Below are 23,703 nucleotides of genomic sequence, written 5' to 3'. Positions count from 1 at the left end.
GCTTGCCAAGCGTGCCGCCCTGCCGCAGCATCGCAAAATGAAATGGCCGCTTCTTCTCATCGCGAGTTCAACTCTGGCCGTGTCGTCGCCAGCGATGGCTCATGAGTTTTCGGACTATTTCGCCTATGGGACCGTCGAGCTTTCGCCCAGGGGCTATGTGACGGCCAGACAAGTCGCAGCCTATGCGGAACGGTCCGGGTCTGATCGTTACAGGGTGCTGATCTCCGCCCACATGGATACCGCTGAGGGCCGGGAGTTCAGCGATGAACTCTCTGCAAGACGCGCCCAATCGATGGCCACCGAGTTGGTGAGGCTTGGGGTGGACCCTTCCAGAATTGAAATGCGAGCCAACGGCGACCGCCATCTGGCCAGGCCGACCGACCGCGACGTGCGCGAGCCGTTGAACCGGCGTGTCACCGTCGATGTGACCTTGTAGAATCGCCCGCGTTAACCTTCGCGCCCCAATTCCGCGACGATTGCGGGGTTGGCTTATGGGGCGCGAGCGGGCACACCGGGCGGGCGAGTTTAACCATGCGAGGAGCGGCGGGTGGCGGTGATTTCGGGCGGGACGAGAGCGGTGCTGATCGCGGCGGCGTCGCTGAGCGCGGCGGCCTGTATGAGCTATCCTTCCGAGCCGAGGTACTCCACCCATGCGGCGCCCGCGCCGGCGCCGGACCGCGGGGCCTATCCGCCCGCAGGCGGTCAGCAGTCGACCTATCCCGGCGGGGCGCAGACCCAGCCCGGCCGTCCCGCACCCTATGAATCGCCGCCGCCGGCGACGGCGCCTATCGGCCAGGTGGACGGCGGGGCCCTGCCGCCCCCGGTCAGCGTGACGCCGAGCCAGCCGGCCTATCAGCCGCCCGCCTATCAGCCGCCTGCGTCGTCCGCCCCGGTCCGTCCGGGCGCGGCCTATGTGATCCAGCCGGGCGACACCATCTCGGGCGTGGGGCGCCGGTTCCAGACGCCGGTGCAGACGCTGATCGACCTGAACGGCCTGGGGCCGCGCGGCGCCATCACCAGCGGACAAAGAATCATCCTGCCCGAGGCGGCGGTGGATACGGGGCGCGACCCCTACGCCACCGGCGCTTCGCCCGTCGGGGTGCTGGTGCCGGACGACGGCGCGGTTCCGCCGCCGCCGCCGCCGCCGTCGGGCAATGCGGCCCTGCCGGTTCAGACCCGCCCGACGCCCGTCGCCCAGGCCGGGACCGACGCGACCGGCCAGCCGAACCTGCTGTGGCCCGTCCGCGGCGACATCGTGCGGCGTTTCGGCCCGGTCGGGATGGGCGAGCGCAACAACGGGATCAACATCGGGGCGTCCGCCGGCGCCGCGGTCGGCGCCTCGGCCCCCGGCCGCGTGGCCTATGTCGGCAGCGATCTGGTCGGGCAGGGGCTGACGGTCCTGATCGTCCACGCCAACGGCTGGCGCACCGTCTACGGCCATCTGGGCTCGGCGACGGTGAAGGACGGCGACGACGTGCGCGCGGGCCAGCAGATCGGCACCGTGGGTCTGACCGCCGGCGACGGCCGCCCGTCGATCCACTTCGAGACGCGCCAGATGCGCGGCGACGACCCCGTCGCGGTCGATCCGCTGACCGTATTGCCGCGATAGCGATTTCGCCGCGTTGCATTCTTTAGGGGCCGGCCCTAGGTTCCGCGCCTCGTTTCAATGGGGGCGCCGACGAGGGCCGCCCTGTTCGTGTTCGGAGACTACCCATGGGCGGAGCGGCTGACGGCGGCTTGACGGCGCAACTGATCGGCTTCGCGCCCATCATCGGCATTTTCATCCTGTTCTACTTCCTGCTGATCCGCCCGCAGCAGAAGCGCGCCAAGGAACACGCCGCCGCCATCGGCGCGGTCAAGCGCGGCGACACCGTCGTTTTGGGCAGCGGCATGATCGGCAAGGTCACGCGCGTCGAGGACGCCGAGGTGAACGTCGAGATCGCGCCCAGCGTCAATGTGCGCGTGGTCAAGTCGATGATCGCCGAGGTGCGCAACCGCACCGCCATCGCCGCCAACGATTCCAAGGCCTGATACGCTCGCGTATCCGCCGATACCTGGACCGCCCACATGATTCAGCTGTCGCGCTGGAAAGTCATTCTCGTCGTCGCCTCGGCGATCATCGGCTGCCTGCTGGCCTATCCCAACCTGCTGACCCCCGCCCAGCGCGAGGCGCTGCCGGGTTGGCTGCCGAAGAATGCGCTGAACCTAGGGCTCGATCTTCAGGGCGGGTCGTACCTGCTGCTGGAGGTCGATGTGCCGGCGATGCGCGAAAAGCGCGTCACCAACCTGATCGAGGACGTCCGCGTCACCCTGAACGGCGCGGGCATCGCCACCAACGCTTTGCAGCGTGAAGCCGGGGGCGTGGTCGTGACCCTGGCCAATCCCGCCCAGAGCGACGCGGCGTTCAAGGCGCTGCAACAGCTTGGCGGGCAGGCGGGGGCGGGCGGTCAGGTCGAACGCGCGGCGACGCGCCTGGGCGACAATCGCATCCGCTTCGCCTACACCGACGCCGCGCTGAACGGCATGGGGGCGACCGCCGTGGATCAGTCGATCGAGGTGGTGCGCCGCCGGATCGACAGCCTGGGCACGCGCGAACCCTCCATCACCCGCCAGGGCGCCGACCGCATCGTGGTGCAGGCGCCGGGCGAGAGCGATCCGTCCAAGCTGGAAGAGGTCATCGGCCAGACGGCCCAGCTGACCTTCCAGATGGTGGATGTCGAAAACTCGGTGAACGACGCTTTGGCCGGCCGCGTGCCGCCCGATTCCGAACTGCTGCAGGGCGAGGACGGCACCCCCTATCTGGTCAAGAAGCGCGTGCTGGTGTCGGGCGAGAACCTGACCCGCGCGGGCGTCGGTTCGGACCAGAGCGGCCGCCCGGCCATCGACTTCCGCTTCGACGGCGCCGGCGCGCGCCGGTTCGGCGAGGCGACGGCGGCGAACCTGCAAAAACCCTTCGCCATCATTCTGGACGGAAAGGTCATCTCGGCCCCCACGATCCAGAGCGCGATCACCTCGGGTTCGGGCCAGATCACCGGCAACTTCTCGATCCAGGAAGCCTCGACCCTGGTGAACCTGCTGAACGGGGGCGCCCTGCCGGCGCCGCTGAACGTGGAGGAGCGCCGCACGGTCACGGCGGAGCTGGGCGCGGACGCGGTCGCCGCCGGGGCCCTGTCGACCGCCGTCGGCTTCGCCATCATCGTGCTGTTCATGATCCTGGCCTACGGCTTGCTGTTCGGGGGCGTGTCGGTGGTCGGGCTGGTGCTGAACGGCGTGCTGATCGTGGCCGCCATGTCCCTGACGCAGGCGACGCTGACGCTGCCCGGCATCGCCGGTCTGATCCTGACCTTTGCGGTGGCGGTGGACGCCAACGTGCTGATCTACGAGCGGATGCGCGACGAGGCGCGAGCGGGACGCAGCGTCATCGCCTCGATGGACGCCGGCTTCAACAAGGCCATGGGCACCATCATCGACGCCAACCTGACCACCCTGGTCGCGGCGGGCATCATGTTCGCCTTCGGCCAGGGGCCGGTGCGCGGCTTCGCCTGGACGCTGACCATCGGGGTGTTCACCTCGGTCTTCTCCTCGGTCCTGGTCGCCCAGGTCCTGCTCGGGTACTGGCTCAAGACCGCCAAACCCAAGAAACTGCCGATCGCGGAGTGATGGCGATGCGTGGATGGCCTCTAATCAAGCTGCTGCCGCAGAAGACGAACCTTCATTTCGTCAAATATTCCCGCGCCGCCGGCGTCCTGTCGGTGATCCTGTGCGTCGCCTCCATCGTGGCCTGCTTCTATCCCGGCCTGAACATGGGCATCGACTTCCGGGGCGGCGCCTCGATGGAGGTGTCCAAGCCGGCCGGCCAGGAGATCCAACTGGACCGGGTGCGCGAAGCGGTGAACGGACTGAACCTCGGCGATGTCCAGGTGCAGGGCATCGCGCGTCGCGACAGCAATGTCGATGACGGCTCCACCGCCATCCTGCGCTTCCAGGTGCCGGAAGGCCGCGACCAGACCCAGGTGGTGCGACAGGTCGAAAACGCCATCAGCGGCGCGGTCGGCCAGGTGAACTATTCCGGCGTCAGCGTCGTCGGTTCCAAGGTGTCGGGCGAGCTGTTCACCTCGGGGCTTCTGGCGCTGGCCGTCGCGATCGGCCTGATGTTCCTCTACATCTGGTTCCGGTTCGAGCCGCAGTTCGGTTTCGGCGCGGTCGTCGGCCTGCTGCACGACGTGATCCTGACCTTCGGCCTGATCGTGCTGTTCAAGCTGGAGTTCAGTCTGAACATGGTCGCCGCCGTGCTGACCGTGATCGGCTATTCGATGAACGACACCGTCGTCGTGTTCGACCGTCTTCGCGAGAACCTGCGGAAATACAAGACCATGCCGTTGCGCGAGGTGATCGACCTGTCGCTGAACGAAACGCTGTCGCGGACCATCATCACCGGCGTCACCGCCGTCATGGTGCTGGCGGCCCTGGCCATCTTCGGCGGCGAGGCCCTGTTCGGCTTCTCCATCGCCCTGATGTTCGGCATCATCATCGGCACCTATTCGTCGATCTATGTCGGCGCGCCGATCATCCTGCTGTGGGGCGTCAAGCGCGGCGCGGTGGCGGACGATGCCAAGCCGGTGAAGCTGGGCATGGCCAGTCGGCCGTAGAGGCAGGCGGCGTCGCTGAAGATCAGGCCGCTCCAGCATCGCTGGGGCGGCCTTTTCCTTGGGCGTCGTCCGTGCAAGGCTAGGCTTATGAAAGTTCTGACGACTGCCGCAACCGCGCTCGCCCTCATCGGCGCCCTGTCCGCCTGCACCGACAGCCGACGCGCCCGCAACGACGCCACATGGGGCGACAAGCCGGCGGACATCACCTGCTGGACCTATGGGGTCGAGAACTTCAAGGGCCGGTCGACGGGCAAGGTCGAGTACAACGACGGCGGACGGATCGCCTTCGTCGACGCGGCGAACAATCGCTACACGACCATCGATGGCGACTGCCGCGTCGTTTACACCCAGCCGGGGAAATGAGGGAAAGTTAGCGGCAGGCCGCTTCGGCTTCCTCAGCGATCTGATCAGCGATAGCTTCATCGATCGGACCCAATAGGACCTCGGAACCTAGACTGTGCCCTCGGCCGTCATGCGAGACGAAGCGGACGCGGTCCGGGGCTAAAACACCGGATGCAGCCCGGCGTTGGTGATCTTCTCGAACCTGAGAATCCAGGCTGCCGTAATGCAGCGTCATGGGTGCACCCCACGCAGCGAACATTGGAGCGATGGGCCTTTCGTCCGTGAACCAGGACTTCCACCAGCCATAGCTGAATGCCGGTGTCTGAGCGTTGGGGTAGGGAGCGTTGTCGGCCTGGGCCAGGGCGGCGGTTCTAGCTTGTTCGTACAGTGTCGTCTGAACCGTCCGCACGGAGGCGATTTCCTCGGCGCTCCAGGCGCCGTCGGGCTGAAGGAACGGCTCCAGCCGGCCGAAGACGCCGGAGGGCGTGGTCTGCCAGTTCCTGCGGACCTCATCGTTGGTGACGACGCCGTCGCCGTCTTCGTCCATCATCAAAAGCGAATCCGCATCCCGACCCGTCGATTGCCATTTGACGGCGGAGACCTTGCTCTCCAGGGGTGCGCCCATGCCAATGATCAGGTCGGGCGCAGGTTGATGGCCGCGATCCGCGATGCCGGCGACGTGAACCGCGCCCTCGGAATGGGCGAAGATAACCACGCATCTGGCGTTCAGCCCGGCCGAAGATCGGGCCCACGCCAGGACCGCTTCGGCGTCCAGGCTCAGGTTATCAGCCGTGACGCCCGGGATGGCTTGGGCGTCTACAGCCGAGGCAGGCGGAGCGCCGTAAATCACGCCGCGACGATCATAGCGGATGGCGGTGAGGCCGCGCGTGGCGAACCTTTGGCCCATATCCTTGAAGACGGCGTCCCTCGACGTTCCCGAACGGCCGAACTTCATGTCACGATCAAAGGTCCCGGTGCCGGCAACCAGTATGACGGCCCCGACCGGATCACCTGTCGGCGTGTCGGTCACGCCGTTCAGCACATAGCCGTCGGCCGAGTTGACCGAGAAGGGCTCGGGGGCGGTGTCTGCCGCGGTGATGGCGGCCAGTGCAGTCCAGAGTGCAAGCATGACGTTCCCCCGTTCAGACGGTCATCTGAACGGACGCGCGGTCTTCATGCAAGCCTGGAGTGTGTGGGGGCGGAGATCGAAACCTCCGCCCATCCTCGATCAGCGCAGCGAAGCGGCGAATCGCTGGATGCGGGCGCAGGCCTCTTCCAGCACGGCGTCCGAGGTGGCGTAGCTGATGCGGAAATAGGGGCTGAGGCCGAAGGCCTCGCCCTGGACCACGGCCACGCCCTCGGCGTTCAGCAGTTCGGCGGCGAAGGTGGAGTCGCCGTCGATGACCACGCCGCCCTCCGTCGTCTTGCCGATCAGGCCGGCGATGGACGGATAGACGTAGAAGGCGCCCTCAGGCGTCGCGCAGGCGATCCCGGTCGCCTGATTCAGCATCGAGACGACCAGGTCGCGGCGTTTCTCGAAGGCCGCCTTGCGCTCCGGGATGAAGTCCTGGGTTCCGTTCAGCGCCTCGACCGCCGCCCACTGGCTGATGCTGGTCGGGTTGGAGGTGGTCTGGCTGGCCACCTTGCGCATCAGGTCGATCAGCGGCTTGGGCCCGCCCGCATAGCCGATGCGCCAGCCGGTCATGGCGTAGGCCTTGGACACGCCGTTGACCGTCAGGGTGCGGTCGATCAGGTCCGGCGCCACCTGGGCGATGGTGGCGTACTCGAAGTCGCCGTAGACGAGGTGTTCGTACATGTCGTCGGTCAGCACCCAGACGTGCGGATGGCGACGCAACACCTCGGCCAACGCCTCCAGTTCGGCGCGGGCATAGGCGGCGCCGGTGGGGTTGGACGGACTGTTCAGGATCAGCCACCGGGTGCGCGGCGTGATCGCCGCCTCGAGCGTGGCGGGCAGAAGCTTGAAGCCGTCCTTCTCCTCGCCGATCACCGTCACCGGCTCGCCGCCGGCCAGCAGCACCATGTCGGGATAGCTGACCCAATAGGGCGCGGGCACGATGACCTCGTCGCCGGGGTTCAGGGTGGCGACCAGGGCGTTGAAGATGACCGGCTTGCCGCCCGGCGCGACGTGGATGTTCGCGGGCGTGTAGTCTAGGTCGTTCTCGCGCTTGAACTTGGCGACGATGGCGGCCTTCAGCTCGGGCATGCCGTCGGCGTCGGTGTATTTGGTCTCGCCGCGATGGATCGCGTCGATGGCGGCCTGTTTGATGTTGTCGGGGGTGTCGAAGTCCGGCTCGCCGGCGCCCAGGCCGATCACGTCGCGACCCTCGGCCTTGAGCTTCCGGGCCTGCGCGGTGACGGCGATGGTGGCCGAAGGCTTGACGCGGGCGAGGGCGGAAGATTGCAGGCTGGACATCGTAATCCCGTCGATTTGAAAGATTCATGCCGGGGAGGCGGGGTTGTTTACGCGCCGGCGCCGCGCGGGACAATGCGCTGACGCTCGCTAATGAAGACGGCGGGTGATAAGCGGCCGGTCTGATGCGCTGGATCGTCGATTTCCTGTCGAACATGGAGGCGCGTCGCTGGCGGGCGGTGCTGGCGACGGCCCTGCTGCTGGGCGCGATGATCGCCCTGTTCGCCGTCGGGAAAAGCCAGCTGGGCCTGGGCGCCGAAGAGCGGCTGGAGGCCTGGCTGACGGGATTTCGGCATGGGCCGTGGGGCCTGGTCGCCGCCATCGTGGTTTTCACGGTCTCGGCCTTTTTCGGCGCGCCTCAGTTCATTCTGATCGCGGCCTGCGTCGTGGCGTTCGGGCCGTGGTTCGGCTTTCTCTACAGCTGGATCGCGACCGTGGCGTCGGCCGGCGTGACCTATTGGCTGGGGCGGGGGCCGACGGCGCGGCTGCTGGAGCGGCATGGCGGCGAGACCATCGGACGGCTGACGCGGTTCGTGGGCAAGAACGCCTTCTACGCCAGCTTCATGATCCGCAACGTGCCGTCGGCGCCCTTCATCGTCGTGAACATGGCGTTCGGCGCGGCGCGGGCGTCTTTTCCGGGTTTTCTGACGGGTTGCGCCCTTGGCGTGTTGCCCAAGACGGCGCTGGTGGCCTTCTTCGGCGGCTCGTTCATGACGGCGGTCAGCGGCGACGGAATCTGGACCTCGGCCATTCTGGCCGGCGTGGCCCTGGCCTGGCTGGGCCTGATGCTGATCGTGCGGGAACGGGTGAAGCGGCGCGAGATTGCGCGCGGCGAGTGACCGGCGCATCGTCCGCATTCAGACGATCTGACGCATCGGGACGATGGGGCGTTCGGCCGCCGTCCACAGGCCCGCTACGGGGCTGTGTCATTCCGATATGACGAGACCGTCATCGGGGCTTGTATTCCCGGTTTCATACAGGCAAACCCGCCGTCGGTAGGCGTGGCGAAGGCGATCAGGAACTGTCCGGCGTGGGGATGTCGGGGCAGTTGGGGCGTCGTCAGGTCGACTACGGAAACTGAAGACGCCCTGGCCAGCTAACAACGGTATCGATTCCCATGAGTTTTTCCCTTTTCGGCGCGATCTCGAACGACATCGCGATGGACCTGGGCACCGCCAACACCCTGATCTACATGAAGGGCAAGGGCATCGTGCTGAACGAGCCGTCGGTCGTGGCGCTGAGAAACGTCGGCGGACGCAAGGTGGTCCACGCCGTGGGCATCGAGGCCAAGCAGATGCTGGGCCGCACGCCGGGCCACATGGAGGCCATCCGCCCCATGCGCGACGGGGTCATCGCCGATTTCGAAGTCGCCGAGGAGATGATCAAGCACTTCATCCGCAAGGTGCATAACCGCAAGGGCTTCGTGAACCCCAAGATCATCGTCTGCGTGCCGTCGGGCGCCACGGCGGTCGAGCGTCGCGCGATCAACGACAGCTGCCTGAACGCCTCGGCGCGCCGCGTGGGCCTGATCGACGAGCCGATGGCCGCCGCGATCGGCGCCGGCCTGCCGATCCACGAGCCGACCGGCTCGATGGTCGTCGACATCGGCGGCGGCACGACCGAGGTCGCCGTCCTGTCGCTGTCGGGCATCGTCTATTCGCGTTCGGTCCGCGTCGGCGGCGACAAGATGGACGACAGCATCATCAGCTACATGCGCCGCAACCATAATCTGCTGATCGGCGAGACGACCGCCGAACGCATCAAGAAGGACATCGGCACCGCCCGCATCCCGGCCGACGGCGAAGGCCTGTCGATCGAGGTCAAGGGCCGCGACCTGATGCAGGGCGTGCCGCGCGAGGTCCGCATCTCGGAACGCCAGGCGGCCGAAGCCCTGGCCGAGCCGGTGACGCAGATCATCGAGGCCGTGAAGGTCGCGCTGGAGGCCACCCCGCCGGAACTGGCCGCCGACATCGCCGACAAGGGCATTATGCTGACGGGCGGCGGCGCCCTGTTGCGCGGCCTGGACGTGGAGATCCGCGACCACACCGGCCTGCCGGTCTCCGTCGCCGACGATCCGCTGTCGTGCGTGGCCATCGGCTGCGGCCGCGTGCTGGAGCATCCGCGCTGGATGAAGGGCGTGCTCGACTCCGCGCTCTGACCGCGACGGACGAAACACGGCGGCCGGGCGGAAGCTTGGCCGCGAATCCTTCGCCCGCCGGCACGATCGAGGTTCCATTCCGGCCTTGATTTTGCGATAGGCAGGGCGTGCGGCGGGAGGCGTCCCGCCGATTCCAATCCTTTTGAGTGAAAGGTCGCCCGTGGCGTTTCGCGACGGACCTTTTGAGAACATCAAGGTGCCGCTGGCCTGGACCGCCGCGGTGGTCGCCGTCGTGGCCATCGTCGCCGCCGTGGTGCTGCTGCTGGGCGACCGGACGACCGCCGAAGGCGGCTCCAGCGTCGCCGGGATGCGCGGCGGGTTCGAAACGGCGGTCGCGCCGGCGGGCGGCGTCCTGGCCGCGCCGGTGCGCTGGGCGGGCGGCGTGCGCGACTATGTCGGCGGCTATTTCTTCGCCGTCGGCGAGAATAGGCGGCTGCGGGCCGAGAACGCCGAGCTGCGGGAGTGGCGCGACCAGGCCATCGCCTTGAAGAACGTCAACAGCCGGTATGAAGCGATGCTGGGCCTGCGGGTCGAACCGCCCGTGCCCATGGCGACGGCGCGTGCGATTTCGGATGCGCGCGGGCCCTTCAATCGCGCCAAGCTGCTGGACGTCGGCTCGGCCCGGGGCGTGCGTGTGGGCAATCCGGTCGTCAGCGAACACGGTCTGGTCGGGCGGATCACCGGCGTCACCCCGGGCGTCAGCCGGATGGTGCTGCTGACCGACGTGGCGTCGCGCACCCCGGTCATGATCGAGCGGACCGACGCGCGCGCCATGCTGACCGGCGACGGCGGCGACAGCCCGCGCCTGGAGTTCGTTCGCGGCGCCGGGGCGGTGCAGGCGGGCGACCGCATCCTGAGTTCGGGCGACGGCGGCGGCCTGCCGCGCGGCCTGCCGGTCGGGGTGGCGGCCAAGGGCGTGGACGGCGCCTGGCGGGTCAAGCTGTTCAGCGACCACGGCGCGGTGGACTATGTGCGGGTGCTGCTGTTCCAGAGCTTCGGCCAGCTGGTCAATCCCGATGCGTTGAATGCGCCGCCGCTGGCGGGCCTGACCACGGCGCCCGAGCCGAACGCCGCCGAACTGGGCGCCATTCGCGATGCGACGGCGCGTCGTCAGGCGGCCCAGCAGGCCCAGGCTCAGCAACAGGCCGAGCGGGCCGCCGCGGCCGCCGCGACGCCAGCTGCGGCTCCGGTCGCCAATACCGCCCCGTCGCGCCCAGCCGGGTCGACGCCGAGGCCAGCCCCGCGCGCGACGCAGACGCCCGCGCCCCAAACGCCCGCGCCCAGCCAGCCGGCGCCCGCCGCCGAGCCCGCGCCGGAGGGCGCGCTGTGAGACGGCCTGTCGCGGTTCGCGTCGTCGGGCCTCTGCAATGGATCGTCTATCCGGCCCTGGCCGCCCTGGCCGTCACGGTCCTTCTGGCCACGCCGATCCAGATGTTCGGCCTTCATTTGCCCGAGCCTGTGATCCCGATGGTTCTGGCGTTCGCCTGGCCGCTGATCCGGCCGTCGATGACGGCGCCGGCGGTGCTTTTCGCCCTGGGCCTGTTTCTGGACCTGTTCTGGAACGCGCCGCTTGGTCTGTGGGCCCTGTGCCTGATGGCGGTCTATTTCACGGTGCTGATGTCGCGCAATCTGATGGCCGGGCACGAGGGGCTGATCCGGTTCGGCGCCTACGCCGCCTGCACGCTCGGCGCCTTCGCCCTGGCCTATATGATCGTGGCGGTGCGGGCGGCCAATGCGCCGGCCGTCCTGCCGCTGATCGCGCAGGTCGCGCCGACGTTGCTGCTGTATCCGGCGGTCAACTGGATGCTGGAGCGGTTCGACGACGGAGATATCCGGTTCCGATGAGCGGCGAACCCTCCATCTTCTTTGAAGACGTCAACGAGCGGCAGGGATCGTTCCTGCGCCGCACCTTCGTGCTGGGCGGGGCGACCGCGCTGGGGATCACGGCCCTGATCGGACGGCTGGGCCAGCTGCAGGTCGTGCAGGCCCAGGAATATGCGACCCTGTCGTCCCAGAACCAGTTCAACTTTCGTATGGTCCCCCCGCCGCGCGGCTTGATCAAGGACCGCAACGGCGTGGTCATCGCCGGCAACCGCCCCAGCTTCCGCGTGCTGGTCGTGCGTGACGAGACCAAGGACCTGGACCAGACGCTGGACCTGCTCGGCCGGCTGTTGCCCGATACGCTGGAGCGCCGCCGGGCCATCATCCGCGACGTCAATGCGGCGTCCAAGTTCAATCCCGTACCGGTCAAGAGCGACCTGACCTGGGAAGAGTTCGCCAAGGTCAATCAGTACGCCAACGAACTGCCCGGCGTGATGGTCGATATGAACGAGGCCCGCTACTACCCGTTCGGCGGGGCCTTCGCCCATGTCGTCGGCTATGTGGCCAAGGTGTCGGACCGGGACGTCAAGGCGATCCGCGACAAGGGCGAGCAGCCGCCGCCCCTGCTGTTCAATCCCAGTTTCCGCATCGGCCGCCAGGGCGTGGAGAAGGCGCTGGATCTGTCGCTGCGCGGCGAGCCGGGCGGCAATCGGGTCGAGGTCGACGCGCGCGGGCGTGTGGTGGCCGAGGACATCGGCGGCTCCAGGCCCGCAGTTCCCGGCAAGGAGGTGATCCTGACGCTGGACGCCGACGTGCAGAACCGAGCGCTGGAAGTGTTCGGCGACGAGTCCGGGGCCTGCGTCGTGATGGACGTCCGCAACGGCGACATCCTGTGCATGGTGTCGGCGCCGTCGTTCGACCCGAACCTGTTCGTCGCGGGGGTGCCGACCAAGACCTATCGCGCCCTGGCCGATTACGAGCGCAAGCCGCTGTTGGACAAGACGATCAACGGCACATTCCCGCCGGGCTCGACCTTCAAGCCGACGACGGCCCTGGCCCTGCTGGAAGCCGGGGTGGACCCCAATCTGACCGTGGTGTGCACAGGCGCCTATCGCACGGGCAACCGGGTTCAACGCTGCTGGGGGCAGCATGGCGTGCAGAACATGCACAACGCCATCAAGAACTCCTGCGACGTCTATTTCTACGCCATGTGCAACCGCGCGGGCGTGGACAACATCCGCAAGGCCGGGCTGGCGGTCGGGTTCGAACATACGTTCGACATCGGCGTGGACAACCAGAAGAAGGGGCTGCTGCCCTCGACCGAATGGAAGGCGCGCACCTTCCCGCGCGATCCGGTCTGGCATCCCGGCGAGACGACGTCCGTGGCGATCGGGCAGGGGGCGATCACGGTCAACGCCCTGCAACTGGCGGTGATGACCGCGCGTCTGGCCAACGGCAAGAAGGCGCTGCAGCCGCGTCTGATCAAGTCCATCGGCGGCGTCGAACAGCCCAGCGGCGCCGAGGCGCCCGACCTGCCGTTCAAGCCCGAACACATCGAATATGTTCGCCAGGGCATGATCGCCGTGGCCAACGACCGGTCCGGCACCGCCTATCGCCAGAGCCAGCTGGGTCTGGGCGACATCCAGATGGCCGGCAAGACCGGAACGGCGCAGGTGCGCAACTATGGCACCGGCTCGCGCAAAAGCGACATCTGGGCGCTGAAGGACCACAACCTGTTCGTCGCCTTCGCCCCGGTGGACGCCCCGCGCTATGCGGTGGCCGTCATCGTCGAGCATGGCGGCAAGGGCGGGGCCACGGCGGGCGCCCCGCGGGCGCGCGAGGTGATGCGCACCGTCCTGCTGAAGGACCCGGACATGCGCGCGCGGATCGAGCGGCCCCTGCCGCCGGAACCGACGGGCGACGCCATCGTCGAGGACGGGGTGGTCGGCGCCGCGCCCGGACCGGACGTGGTCGCCGCGCCGCAACCGGCGCGCACGGCCCCGACCACGACAAGCGGGCCGCGTCCCTATCTGTCCGAGCCCGGCCGATGACCGCATCCGCCCTGTCGCGTCCGGGCGAGCGCGAGCGTCTTTCGACCAAGCTGGGCCAGATCGACTGGCGGCTGACGGCCCTGCTGTGCGTGGTCGCCGGCACCGGCGCCCTGATGCTGTATTCGGTGGCGGGCGGGTCCTGGTCGCCCTGGGCGGCCAAACACCTGATCCGGTTCGGCATGTGTCTGGCGCTGATGCTGGCGCTGTCGCTGATCAGCATCCGCTACTGGTTCGCCCTGGCCTATCCGATCTATGGGTTGGCGCTGTTCCTGCTGGCGCTGGTCGAGACGCCGCTGGGCTATCACGCCCTGGGGGCGACGCGCTGGCTGGACCTGGGCTTCACCCGCATCCAGCCGTCCGAGATCATGAAGATCGGCGTCGTGCTGGCCTTGGCGCGCTGGTATCACGGGGCCTCGGCCAAGGAGGCGAGCTTTCACTGGAAACTGATTTTCCCGGTCGGGATCATCGGCCTGCCGTTCCTGCTGGTGGCGCACCAGCCGGATCTGGGATCGGCCATGCTGATCGGCCTGACCGGGGCGGCGATAATGTTCGTCGCGGGCCTGAGCTGGCGCATCATCCTGCCGCTGATCGTGGCGGCGGCCGTGCTGGTCCCCCCCTATGTGATGTTCGGCATGCACGACTACCAACGCCACCGCGTTCTGACCTTCCTGAGCCCGGAGGCCGACATGTCGGACAAGGGCTATCAGATCGTGCAGTCCAAGATCGCCATGGGATCGGGCGGGCCGCTGGGGCGGGGGTTCGGCCTGGGCAGCCAGAGCCAGCTTGAGTTTCTGCCCGAGCGCCAGACCGACTTCATCTTCGCCGCCTTCGCCGAGGAGTTCGGCTTTGTGGGCACCTTCACCCTGCTGGCCTGCTATGCGGCCATCATCCTGATCTCGCTCAGGATCGCGTCGCTGTCGCACAGTCATTTCGGACGATTGGCGGCGTCGGGCGTGACGGCGACCTTTGCGCTCTATGTGTTGATCAACGGGGCGATGGTGATGGGATTGGCGCCCGTCGTGGGGGTGCCGATGCCGCTGCTGTCCTATGGCGGCACGGTCATGCTGACGGTGATGATCGGTTTCGGCCTGGTGATGGCCACCCGAGTCCACCGCTACGCCGAACTGCCCAAGGGGCATGGGCTGATCTGACGTTGCGTCAGCCAGAGCGAAATCAGGCTCTAGGTGATCGCCATTCAGGTTTCGCTTCCTAAGGCGGAGATTTCGAAGATAAGGTCGCTTCCAACGATCCGGTCGCGGCGGTTTCGGCCCTTAGCGACGGACGCCATGGGAGACGACGCATGAGCGACCTGGAGCAATTCCGCGCCGAGACGCGCGCCTGGCTGGAGGCGAACTGTCCGGCCGAATGTCGCGGGCCGATGGCCGACGACGAGATGATCTGGGGCGGCAGGAACCCCAACTTCAAGACCCCCGCGCACAAGCAATGGCTGGAGCGGATGGGCGCGCGCGGCTGGACGGCGCCGGAATGGCCCAGGGAATACGGCGGCGGGGGGCTGAGCCGCGAGGAGGCCAAGGTGCTGGCGTCAGAGCTGCGCCGCATCAAGGCGCAGCCCGCCCTGGCCAGCTTCGGCGTCTGGATGTTGGGGCCGGCGCTGCTCGCCTTTGGGACCGAGGAACAGAAGCAGCGGTTCCTGCCCGAGATCGTGCGCGGCGAAATCCGCTGGTGCCAGGGCTATTCCGAGCCGGGGGCGGGCTCCGATCTGGCCTCGATCCAGACCAGGGCGGAGGATCGTGGCGACCACTGGATCGTCAACGGCCAGAAGATCTGGACCTCCTACGCCGACAAGGCCGACTGGATCTTCTGCCTGGTGCGGACGGACCCGGAGGCGCCCAAGCATCTGGGCATCAGCTTCGTCCTGTTCGACATGAAGACGCCGGGCGTGACGACGCGGCCGATCACCCTGATCAGCGGCAAGTCGCCGTTCTGCGAGACCTTCTTCGACGATGTGCGGGTGGAGAAGGAAAATCTGGTCGGCACGCTGAACCGCGGCTGGGACGTGGCCAAATATCTGCTGGCGCACGAACGGACCATGATCGGCACCATGGGCGAGGTCGGGGGCGGACGGCCGGTGGGGCAGGTGGCGCTGGACGCCATCGGCGCCGACGCGGCCGGGCGTCTGGACGAGCCGATGCTGCGCGCCCGGATTGCGGACCTGGAGATCGACGCCGCTGCCTTCCGCCTGGCGATGGAGCGGGTGGGCGATCAGGTGAAGGCCAAACAGGCGCATCCCGCCATCGCGTCCATGCTGAAATACTATGGCTCCGAGCTGAACAAGCGGCGGCACGAGCTGCTGATGGCGGCGGGCGGGGCGGACGCGCTGGAATGGGAGGGCGAGCGGTCGAACGACGGCAAGGCGGCGCGCGACTGGCTGCGGACCAAGGCCAACTCCATCGAAGGCGGCACCAGCGAGGTTCAGCTGAACATCATCGCCAAACACCTGCTGCAACTCCCGGGGGCGTAAGATCATGCCGCTGATCCTGACCGAAGAGCAGACGATGCTGCGGGACGCCGCCGACGGCTTCCTGAACGAACAGGCGCCGATCGCGCATTTGCGGAAACTGAGGGACGACCGCGACGCCGACGGCCTGTCGCGCGACCTGTGGCGCGCGTTCGGCGAGATGGGTTTCGCCGGCGTCGTCATTCCCGAGGCGATGGGCGGCATGGGGCTGGGCGCCGTCGAGGCCGGGGTGATCGCCGAGAGCCTGGGCCGCACCCTGACGCCGTCGCCCTATCTGGGATCGTCGATCCTGTCGGCCAGGTTGCTGATCGACGGCGGCTCGGCGGCGCAGCAGGGCTGGCTGCCGAAGATCGCGGCGGGCGAGGCGATCCTGGCCCTGGCTGTGGACGAGGGCGCCAAACACGCGCCGTCGCGCATCGCGACGCGGGCCGAGCGGGCGGGCAACGGGTTCAGGCTGAACGGCGCCAAGGCCTTCGTGCTGGACGGTCATGTGGCGGACGCCCTGATCGTGGTCGCCAGGGCCGAGGAGGGCGTGACCCTGTTCCTGGTCGATCCAGCGACGGCGGGGGTCGAGATCGAGCGCACGGCGATGGTGGACGCCCACAATGCGGCCCGCATCACCCTGAGCGACGTCGAGGTCGACGCCGACGCGGTGATCGGCGATGTCGGGCGGGGCGAGGCGCTGCTGGACGGCGCCCTGACCCTGGGCCGGGCTTGCGCGGCTTCGACCCTGGCGGGGGCGGGCGACCAGGCGTTCAAGATCACCCTGGAGTATCTGCGCACCCGCAAGCAGTTCGGAAGGCTGATCGGAGAATTCCAGGCGCTGCAGCACCGGGCGGCGCATCTGTTTTCCGAGCTGGAGCTGGCGCGGGCGGCGACAATGGGCGCGCAACTGGCCATCGACGAAGGGCGGGGGGATGCGTCCCTGGCCGCCTCCATCGCCAAGGCGAAGGCCGGCCGCGTCGCCGAACTGGCGGTGCAGGAGGCGGTGCAGATGCACGGCGGCGTCGGCATGACCGACGAGTTCGACGTCGGCCTGTTCATGAAGCGGGTGCGCGTGCTGAACGAACTGCTGGGCGACGCGGGCTTCCACGCCGAACGGGTGGCGCGGGCGCAAGGGTTCTAGGCTCGGTTCTAGCCGACCTTTTCGCTCCACAGGTCCAGGTCGGGTTCGCGCCCGATCAGGGCCAGGCCGGCGGCGATGGATTCGAACTCGCCGCCCGTCTCGATGCGGTCCTGGCCGAAACGATCCTGGAAGATGGCGCGCACCGCCGGCACGAAGGAGGTGCCGCCGGTCAGGAAGACCCGGTCGATCCCGTCGGGCGTCAGGCCGCTGAGCGCCATCGCCTGATCGACCGCGCCCTCGATGGCGGCAAGCTCGGGGGCGATCCAGCCTTCGAAATCGGCGCGGGCGACCGGCTTTTCGATGTGCACGTCGCCGGCGTGGAAGGCGAAGGTCGCCGTGTCGCTGGCCGACAGGGCCATCTTCAGCGTCGAGACGGCGCGGTAGAGGTCGTGGCCGTGATTGTCGTCCAGCACCTCGATCAGCCGTTCGATCTTTTCCGGCTCCAGCGCCGTGCGGGCCAGCGCGCGGATGTCGCGCATGTCCCGCGACGCCCGCAACAGGGCCAACTGGTCCCAGCGCGCGAAGGCGGAATAGTAGCGTTGCGGGATGGGCAACTGTTTGCCGACCGAGCGATAGAGACCGCCCTTGCCCAGTTCGGGCGAGACCAGCTGGTCGATGATCCGATAGTCGAAGGCGTCGCCCGCCACGCCGACGCCCGACCGGGCCAGAGGCGTCGAACGCAGGCCCCCTTCCGTGCGCTCGAACCGGACGATGGAGAAGTCGCTGGTGCCGCCGCCGAAGTCGGCGACCAGGACCGTGGCGTCCTGGGTCAGATTGCGCGCGAAATAGAAGGCGGCGCCCACCGGCTCGTGCGCATAGCGGATGTCGGTGAAGCCCAGACGCCGAAAGGCCGCCTGATAGCGGGCCAAGGCCAGGGCCTCGTCGGGATTGCCGCCGGCGAAGGTGACGGGCCGCCCCACCACCACGGCGGGCGGCATGTCGCTCAGGGCGTCGCCCGCGTGATGACGCAGCCGCAGCAGAAAGGCGGCCAGCAAATCCTCGAACGCATAGCGCCGATTGTCGATGCGGGTTTCGGTGAAGGCGGCGCTGGCTGCGAAGGTCTTGAACGACTGGATGAAGCGGGTTTCCAGCGGGTCTTCGACATAGGCGGCGATGGCCCAGGGGCCGGCTTCGACCACCCGCTCGGGCGGCTGGCCGTCGACGCCCGGATGACTCTGGAAACCGAGCGCCGAGCGGAAGGTGGCGGTCGGCCCGTCGGGCGCCTCGAAAACCGCCAGATGCGCCGCGCCGTCCGCATCGCTCAGCGCCACCACCGTATTGGTCGTGCCGAAGTCGATGCCGATGGTCATCGGTCCTGTCGCCGTCATGGCCGCGCTCCTGCAAGGGGAGCCGGTTCCTAACGTCCGGAGCCGCAGACGCAAGAGGCGGACGACATTTGAACGCCAGGTCGCCGACGACGTTCAGACAGACTGGCCGCGCAATGGCCTGGCGCAACCCAATCAGGACGATCCCATGGACCATGACGAATACGGGCCCCTGCCGCGCGGCGTGAATCATATCGGCTTGACGGTGGACGACCTGGACCAGGCCAGCGCCTTCCTCGCCAAGGGGCTGGGCGCCCAATGGTGTTACGACGGTCTGACGACGGACGACGCCCCGCGACAGGGACCGGAGGTCGAGCGCCAGCTGGGCCTGTCAAAGGGCGACAGGATCGTTCGACAGCGGCTGATGCGGATCGGCAATGGCCCGAACGTCGAAATCTTCGAGATCGAGACCGCCGACGCATCGCCGCCGCTGCGCCTGCAGGACCGAGGCTGGAACCACATATCCGTCTACTGCGACGACATCGAAGGGGCGTTGAGACGGCTGATCGCCGCCGGCGCGACGGCCTTGTCCGAGGTGCACGGGAATTCACGCCACGAGGACACGCCCGGCAACGGCAGCGTCTATGTCCGCCCGCCCTGGGGCGGCCTGATCGAACTGCAGTCCATCCCTGGCGGCTATTACTACCCCGACGACAGCGAGGCCCCGACCTGGACGCCAGAGGCGCGACAGGACTGACGACGGTCTGGGGGGCGGCGGAAGCGGTGGGATTCGAACCCACGGACGGCTCGCACCGTCGCTGGTTTTCAAGACCAGTGCCTTAAACCACTCGGCCACACTTCCTCGCCGCATCGAGCGGAGGCGGACGCCATAGCAGGCGAACGGGGCGTTAACCAAAGCGGAAATGTCTTCCTCCATCCTGTTTTCCAGAGATGGAGACGAAGGCGAGGCGATGACGGCTGGACGATGGATGCGCGGCGCCGCGCTGCTGGGCCTGTTCTCGCTGCTGGCGGCCTGTTCCAGCCTGGGCGGCGGGCGCGGGGCGGGCGGGCTTCCGGTGGTCAAGGATCCGGCGCCCATCATCTCGGGGACCATGCGCCCCTATCAGGTGCGCGGTCGCTGGTACACGCCCAAGGATCAGCCGAACTATGACGAGGTCGGAATGGCCTCCTGGTACGGCGACGCCTTCAACGGGCGGCCGACCTCGACCGGCGAGCGGTTCGACATGAACGCCTTGACGGCGGCGCACAAGACCCTGCCGTTGCCCGGCTTGGTGGAAGTGACCAATCTGTCGAACGGGCGCCGGATCGTGGCCCGGGTCAACGACCGGGGGCCGTTCGTGGACGGCCGGATCATCGACCTGTCGCGCGAGGCGGCCGATGAACTGGATATGCGGCGCGAGGGCGTGGCGCGGGTCCGGGTGCGCTATCTGGGACAGGCGCCGCGCCTGGGCGGGGGGACGGTGCTGCGGGCCGAGGCGCCCAGGCCGGCGGCGGCGAGGCCCGTTCAGGTCGCCGCCGTCCCGCCCGCCGCGATGCAGACGACGCCCCAGCCCTATTATGCGCCTTCGCCGCTGCCGACCTATGCGCCTTCGCCCCAGGTCGCATCTCAGGCCGCATCCCAGATCGCATCCCAGGCCGCGCCGCCGTCGCCAGCGCCGATCGGCGGATCCTATTGGGTGCAGGCCGGCGCCTTCCGCGATCCGGGGGCGGCGCAGCGAATCGCCGAACGACTGGGCGCGCGGGCCAAGGTGGACCAGACGGGCGGCGGATACCGCGTCCTGGTCGGACCGTGGATCGATCAGGCGGCCGCCGAGAGCGCGCGTCAGGCGGTGGTGGCGCGCGGATATGCCGAAGCCCTGTTGATATCCGGCGGCTAAGGCTTGCCACCCGCGTTGCGGACGCCATTAGTGCGCCCGTGACCCGTGGACGTTTCATCACCTTCGAGGGCGGCGAAGGCGCCGGCAAGTCGACCCAGGTCGGGCGCCTGGTCGAGCGGCTCCAGCCCGTGCTGGGCGACCGCCGGGTGGTGCGCACGCGCGAGCCCGGCGGATCCAAGGGCGCCGAGGTGATCCGCCAACTGGTCGTGGCCAACGAAGCCGAGCCGTGGTCGGCCATGACCGAGACCCTGTTGATGTACGCCGCCCGGTCCGACCATCTGGAACACACGGTGCGGCCCGCGCTGGCGGAGGGCGACTGGGTCGTGTGCGATCGGTTCGCCGATTCCAGCCGCGCCTATCAGGGGGCGGGAGGCGGGGTGGCCCCGGCCTTCATCGAACAGATCGACGCCGGCGTGGTGGGTGCGGACCAGCCGGACCTGACCCTGGTGTTCGACCTGCCGGTCGAGGCGGGGCTGGAGCGGGCCTTCGGCCGGGGCCTGTTCGAGACGCGATTCGAATCCAAGGGGCCGGCCTTTCACCAGCGGTTGCGCGAGGGGTTTCTGAGGATCGTCGAGGCCCATCCCGAGCGATGCGTGCTGATCGACGCCGTGGGGTCGCTGGAAGAGGTCGAGGCGCGGGTCTGGAACGCCGTGCGGGACCGGCTGTTGTGAGCGAGGACCATCCCCGCGACCGTTTCGATCTGGTCCCCGACGCGGCGGCCGAGACGGCGTTTCTGGACGCCTGGGCGCGCGGGCGGCTGCACCACGCCTGGCTGCTGTGCGGGGTGGAGGGCGTGGGCAAGGCGACCTTCGCCTATCGCGCGGCGCGACGTTTGCTGGGGGCGGCCGCCGATCCGGCGCGCGGGCCGCTGGGGGCGCGACGCGACGATCCGGCCAGCCGGCTGATCTCGGCCCAGGCCCACCCCGATCTTCTGGTGCTGGAACGGCTGGTGGACGGGGGCAAGACCAAGAAGTCGATCTCGGTCGACCAGTCGCGCGAACTGCCGGAGTTCTTTTCCAAGAGCCCCTCGCAGGCCCGGCATCGGGTGGCGATCATCGATGCGGCCGACGATCTGAACGTCAACGCCGCCAACGCCTTGCTGAAGGTTCTAGAGGAACCGCCCGAGCGGGGCGTGCTGTTTCTGGTCAGCCATGCGCCGGGGCGGCTGTTGGCGACGATCCGTTCGCGTTGCCGGCGGCTGAGCTTTCCGATCTGGACGCCGGATCGGCTGGAGACCCTGGTGCGCGATCGGACGGGCGCGGAGGCCGAGGACGCGGCCCATGCGGCCGTCATGGCCGGGGGATCGCCCGGCGCGGCCCTGGCCCTGGCCTCGGGTTCGACTTTCGAGATGGATCAGCTGGCGCGTCGCTGGGTCGGCGGCGACATCGACCGGGCCGAGGCCCTGGCCGTCGCCGACCGTTTCCGGGGCGCAGAGGGGCAGGAGCGGTTCGAGGCGCTGATGGAGCGGCTGATCGCGGCGGTGAAGATGCGGGCGCTGGAGGGGGCGGGCGGCCATCGCTGGGCCGATCTGTGGGAGCGTTTGCAGCCGCTGCCGGAACGGGCGGCCGGACTGAATCTGGATCGCGGCGATGTCCTGGCGGGCGCCCTGGCCGACATCCGGCGGGTCCAGGCCCAGCATCAGAGGATGGGCTGATGCTGATCGACAGCCACGTGAACCTGCACGCGCCCCAGTTCGACGAGGACAGAGACGCGGTGATCGACCGCGCGCGGGCGGCGGGGGTCGGTCTGATGGTCGAGATCTCCGATCGGCTGACGACGTTCGAGGCCACGCACGGGCTGGCCATGGCCCATGACGACATCTGGTGCACGGCGGGGGTCCATCCGCACGAGGCCAAGGATGCGGCCGATCTGACGGCGGCGACGCTGGCGGAACTGGCGCAGCGGCCCAAGGTGGTCGGCATCGGCGAATGCGGACTGGACTTTCACTATGACCTCAGCCCGCGCGAGGTTCAGGCGGCCGTGTTCCGCCAGCATGTCCGGGCGGCGCGTGAGACGGGCCTGCCGCTGGTGATCCACACCCGCGAAGCCGACGCGGCGATGGCGGACATCCTGCGCGCGGAATACGCCGCCGGGCCGTTCAAGATGTTGATGCACTGCTACACCAGCGGGGCGGAACTGGCGAAGACCGCTGCGGAAATGGGCGCCTGGTTCTCGGTGTCCGGCATCGCCACCTTCAAGGCCGCCGAGGACGTGCGGGCGGTGATCCGCGACATGCCGGGCGACCGGATCATAGTGGAGACCGACTGCCCCTATCTGGCGCCGATCCCGCATCGGGGACGGCGCAACGAGCCGGCCTATGTCGGGCTGGTCCTGGACAAGCTGGCCGAAATCCGGGGCTGGAGCGCCGAAGAGGCGGAGCGGATCACGACCGAGGCCTTTTTCGGCCTGTTTGATCGGATACCGAAACCGGCATGAGCATCGAGGTCGTCATTCTGGGCAGCGGATCGTCGGGCGGGGTGCCGCGCGGCGATGGCGACTGGGGCGCCTGCGATCCGGCCGAGCCGCGCAATCGGCGCACCCGCTGTTCGATGCTGGCGCGCCAGTCCGGGCCGGACGGCGCGACCCATGTGCTGATCGACACCTCGCCGGACCTGCGCGAACAGATGCTGGCCAGCGGGACGACGCATGTCGATGCGGTGCTCTACACCCACGACCATGCCGACCAGACCCACGGGATCGACGATCTGCGCACCTTCGCCGCGCGGGCGAGAAGGCGGATTCCGGCCTGGATGGATGCGGCGACGCGGGCGTCGCTGACGCATCGGTTCGACTATATCTTCGAGATGAAGCTGGGCTATCCGCCGCTGCTGGAAGCGCGGACCATCCCGCCGCATGGGACGGCCTGGTCGGTCGAGGGCGCGGGCGGGGCGATCCCGGTCACGACCTTCGACCAGGCGCACGGGCCGATCCGCTCGGTCGGCTACCGGCTGGGCGACATGGCCTATTCCAGCGACGTGTCGGACCTGGACGAGGCGGCGCTGAGGGCCGTGGCCGGTTGCCAGGTCTGGATCGTCGACGCCCTGCGCTACACGCCCCACCCGACCCACGCCCACCTGGATCGGGCGCTGGAGTGGATCGCCGCCGCCGACGTGGAGCGGGCGGTGCTGACGAACCTGCATATAGACATGGATTACAACCAGCTGTCGGCGCTGGTTCCCGACAACGTCGAAGTCGGCTTCGACGGCTGGCGCCGCATGATCGGCTAGGCCGCGTCCGGCCTGTCGGATGGGCGAGGGCCGGCGCCGCTCGTCAAAATCTGGGGAAGGACGATGGTGGGTGATCACAGGTTCGAACTGTGGACCCGCTGATTAAGAGAACCCGTTCTTCGGTTTTCCGGACCCCGCCGATTGCACGCTAGGGCACGATCAAGCAATTGAAATAATTGACACTTTATACCCTCTAGAGCAGATTTGGCGTGTTCTTCGCATTTCGAGAAACAGACTCTCGAGCCGGAGTTCACCG

Annotated in this window: 23 protein-coding genes and 1 tRNA gene; 20 read left to right on the top strand and 4 right to left on the bottom strand. The window is 68.3% G+C overall.

Annotated elements, in window-relative coordinates:
* Nucleotides 1–37 precede the first annotated feature (37 nt).
* The 6 genes from AC0L6G_RS04915 to AC0L6G_RS04890 all read left to right on the top strand — a co-directional run bounded on the left by AC0L6G_RS04915 (nt 38) and on the right by AC0L6G_RS04890 (nt 5,012).
* Entirely contained in the window at nt 38–436 is a 399-nt protein-coding gene (locus AC0L6G_RS04915) for an OmpA family protein (RefSeq protein WP_293826503.1), read from the top strand.
* Nucleotides 437–547: 111 nt separating this feature from the next.
* Nucleotides 548–1,609 (top strand): peptidoglycan DD-metalloendopeptidase family protein, encoded by a 1,062-nt coding sequence (locus tag AC0L6G_RS04910; RefSeq protein WP_293826505.1) that lies wholly within the window; start codon nt 548–550, stop codon nt 1,607–1,609.
* 104 nt (nt 1,610–1,713) lie between these two features.
* A complete protein-coding gene (yajC, locus tag AC0L6G_RS04905) occupies nt 1,714–2,031 on the top strand; it encodes a preprotein translocase subunit YajC (protein WP_291540320.1) in 318 nt (105 codons plus the stop codon).
* Between the two features lie 36 nt (nt 2,032–2,067).
* Nucleotides 2,068–3,660, top strand: a complete 1,593-nt coding sequence (gene secD / locus AC0L6G_RS04900; RefSeq protein ID WP_293826507.1) for a protein translocase subunit SecD — start codon at nt 2,068–2,070, stop codon at nt 3,658–3,660.
* Nucleotides 3,660–4,649: a protein translocase subunit SecF gene (gene secF, locus AC0L6G_RS04895; protein WP_293826509.1), complete on the top strand. Its 990-nt coding sequence runs from the start codon at nt 3,660–3,662 to the stop codon at nt 4,647–4,649. Before secD ends, secF begins: the two co-directional genes overlap by 1 nt.
* An 87-nt stretch (nt 4,650–4,736) precedes the next feature.
* Entirely contained in the window at nt 4,737–5,012 is a 276-nt protein-coding gene (locus AC0L6G_RS04890) for a hypothetical protein (protein WP_293826511.1), read from the top strand.
* Between the two features lie 7 nt (nt 5,013–5,019).
* Here the strand turns inward: AC0L6G_RS04890 and AC0L6G_RS04885 are convergent, their stop codons facing one another.
* Both AC0L6G_RS04885 and AC0L6G_RS04880 read right to left on the bottom strand, forming a co-directional pair.
* A complete protein-coding gene (locus tag AC0L6G_RS04885; RefSeq protein ID WP_473252936.1) occupies nt 5,020–6,021 on the bottom strand; it encodes an alpha/beta fold hydrolase in 1,002 nt (333 codons plus the stop codon).
* Nucleotides 6,022–6,219: 198 nt separating this feature from the next.
* Nucleotides 6,220–7,425 (bottom strand): pyridoxal phosphate-dependent aminotransferase, encoded by a 1,206-nt coding sequence (locus tag AC0L6G_RS04880; protein ID WP_293826515.1) that lies wholly within the window; start codon nt 7,423–7,425, stop codon nt 6,220–6,222.
* A gap of 122 nt (nt 7,426–7,547) precedes the next feature.
* Between AC0L6G_RS04880 and AC0L6G_RS04875 the strand changes: the two genes are divergently transcribed.
* The 8 genes from AC0L6G_RS04875 to AC0L6G_RS04840 all read left to right on the top strand — a co-directional run bounded on the left by AC0L6G_RS04875 (nt 7,548) and on the right by AC0L6G_RS04840 (nt 17,057).
* Entirely contained in the window at nt 7,548–8,261 is a 714-nt protein-coding gene (locus AC0L6G_RS04875; protein ID WP_293826517.1) for a TVP38/TMEM64 family protein, read from the top strand.
* Between the two features lie 278 nt (nt 8,262–8,539).
* A complete protein-coding gene (locus AC0L6G_RS04870; protein WP_017504801.1) occupies nt 8,540–9,580 on the top strand; it encodes a rod shape-determining protein in 1,041 nt (346 codons plus the stop codon).
* 160 nt (nt 9,581–9,740) lie between these two features.
* Nucleotides 9,741–10,910: a rod shape-determining protein MreC gene (mreC, locus tag AC0L6G_RS04865; RefSeq protein WP_293826524.1), complete on the top strand. Its 1,170-nt coding sequence runs from the start codon at nt 9,741–9,743 to the stop codon at nt 10,908–10,910.
* On the top strand, nt 10,907–11,425 hold the full coding sequence (locus AC0L6G_RS04860; protein ID WP_293826527.1) for a hypothetical protein: 519 nt from the start codon (nt 10,907–10,909) through the stop codon (nt 11,423–11,425). The genes mreC and AC0L6G_RS04860 overlap by 4 nt, the downstream gene beginning before the upstream one ends.
* Nucleotides 11,422–13,452, top strand: a complete 2,031-nt coding sequence (mrdA, locus tag AC0L6G_RS04855; RefSeq protein ID WP_473252935.1) for a penicillin-binding protein 2 — start codon at nt 11,422–11,424, stop codon at nt 13,450–13,452. The genes AC0L6G_RS04860 and mrdA overlap by 4 nt, the downstream gene beginning before the upstream one ends.
* Nucleotides 13,449–14,603 (top strand): rod shape-determining protein RodA, encoded by a 1,155-nt coding sequence (rodA, locus tag AC0L6G_RS04850; protein WP_291539359.1) that lies wholly within the window; start codon nt 13,449–13,451, stop codon nt 14,601–14,603. The genes mrdA and rodA overlap by 4 nt, the downstream gene beginning before the upstream one ends.
* Before the next feature lie 149 nt (nt 14,604–14,752).
* A complete protein-coding gene (locus AC0L6G_RS04845) occupies nt 14,753–15,934 on the top strand; it encodes an acyl-CoA dehydrogenase family protein (RefSeq protein WP_473252934.1) in 1,182 nt (393 codons plus the stop codon).
* 4 nt (nt 15,935–15,938) lie between these two features.
* Nucleotides 15,939–17,057, top strand: coding sequence for an acyl-CoA dehydrogenase family protein (locus tag AC0L6G_RS04840; protein WP_293827097.1), 1,119 nt, complete (start codon nt 15,939–15,941; stop codon nt 17,055–17,057).
* Nucleotides 17,058–17,065: 8 nt separating this feature from the next.
* Here AC0L6G_RS04840 and AC0L6G_RS04835 read toward each other — a convergent pair whose 3' ends face one another.
* The gene (locus AC0L6G_RS04835) at nt 17,066–18,385 is read right to left on the bottom strand and encodes an Hsp70 family protein (protein WP_473252933.1); all 1,320 of its coding nucleotides are present in this window, start codon (nt 18,383–18,385) and stop codon (nt 17,066–17,068) included.
* A gap of 145 nt (nt 18,386–18,530) precedes the next feature.
* On the opposite strand from AC0L6G_RS04835, the gene AC0L6G_RS04830 reads away from it, so the two are divergent.
* Nucleotides 18,531–19,079, top strand: a complete 549-nt coding sequence (locus tag AC0L6G_RS04830) for a VOC family protein (RefSeq protein WP_291539369.1) — start codon at nt 18,531–18,533, stop codon at nt 19,077–19,079.
* Between the two features lie 18 nt (nt 19,080–19,097).
* Here AC0L6G_RS04830 and AC0L6G_RS04825 read toward each other — a convergent pair.
* A tRNA-Ser gene (locus tag AC0L6G_RS04825) sits at nt 19,098–19,184 on the bottom strand.
* Between the two features lie 61 nt (nt 19,185–19,245).
* Between AC0L6G_RS04825 and AC0L6G_RS04820 the strand changes: the two genes are divergently transcribed.
* From AC0L6G_RS04820 to AC0L6G_RS04800, 5 genes are read left to right on the top strand one after another with little or no spacing between them, the layout of a single operon-like run.
* On the top strand, nt 19,246–20,220 hold the full coding sequence (locus AC0L6G_RS04820; protein WP_473252932.1) for a septal ring lytic transglycosylase RlpA family protein: 975 nt from the start codon (nt 19,246–19,248) through the stop codon (nt 20,218–20,220).
* Between the two features lie 38 nt (nt 20,221–20,258).
* On the top strand, nt 20,259–20,891 hold the full coding sequence (gene tmk, locus AC0L6G_RS04815; protein ID WP_293827101.1) for a dTMP kinase: 633 nt from the start codon (nt 20,259–20,261) through the stop codon (nt 20,889–20,891).
* The gene (locus AC0L6G_RS04810) at nt 20,888–21,874 is read left to right on the top strand and encodes a DNA polymerase III subunit delta' (protein WP_293827103.1); all 987 of its coding nucleotides are present in this window, start codon (nt 20,888–20,890) and stop codon (nt 21,872–21,874) included. Before tmk ends, AC0L6G_RS04810 begins: the two co-directional genes overlap by 4 nt.
* Nucleotides 21,874–22,656: a TatD family hydrolase gene (locus AC0L6G_RS04805; RefSeq protein WP_293827105.1), complete on the top strand. Its 783-nt coding sequence runs from the start codon at nt 21,874–21,876 to the stop codon at nt 22,654–22,656. The genes AC0L6G_RS04810 and AC0L6G_RS04805 overlap by 1 nt, the downstream gene beginning before the upstream one ends.
* Nucleotides 22,653–23,447 (top strand): MBL fold metallo-hydrolase, encoded by a 795-nt coding sequence (locus AC0L6G_RS04800; RefSeq protein WP_293827107.1) that lies wholly within the window; start codon nt 22,653–22,655, stop codon nt 23,445–23,447. The genes AC0L6G_RS04805 and AC0L6G_RS04800 overlap by 4 nt, the downstream gene beginning before the upstream one ends.
* Nucleotides 23,448–23,703 lie beyond the last annotated feature (256 nt).

Source organism: Brevundimonas sp. D3-1P (assembly GCF_055809335.1).
Note: the sequence above shows the minus strand (reverse complement) of the source record. Positions and strands in the feature narration are given on the sequence as shown.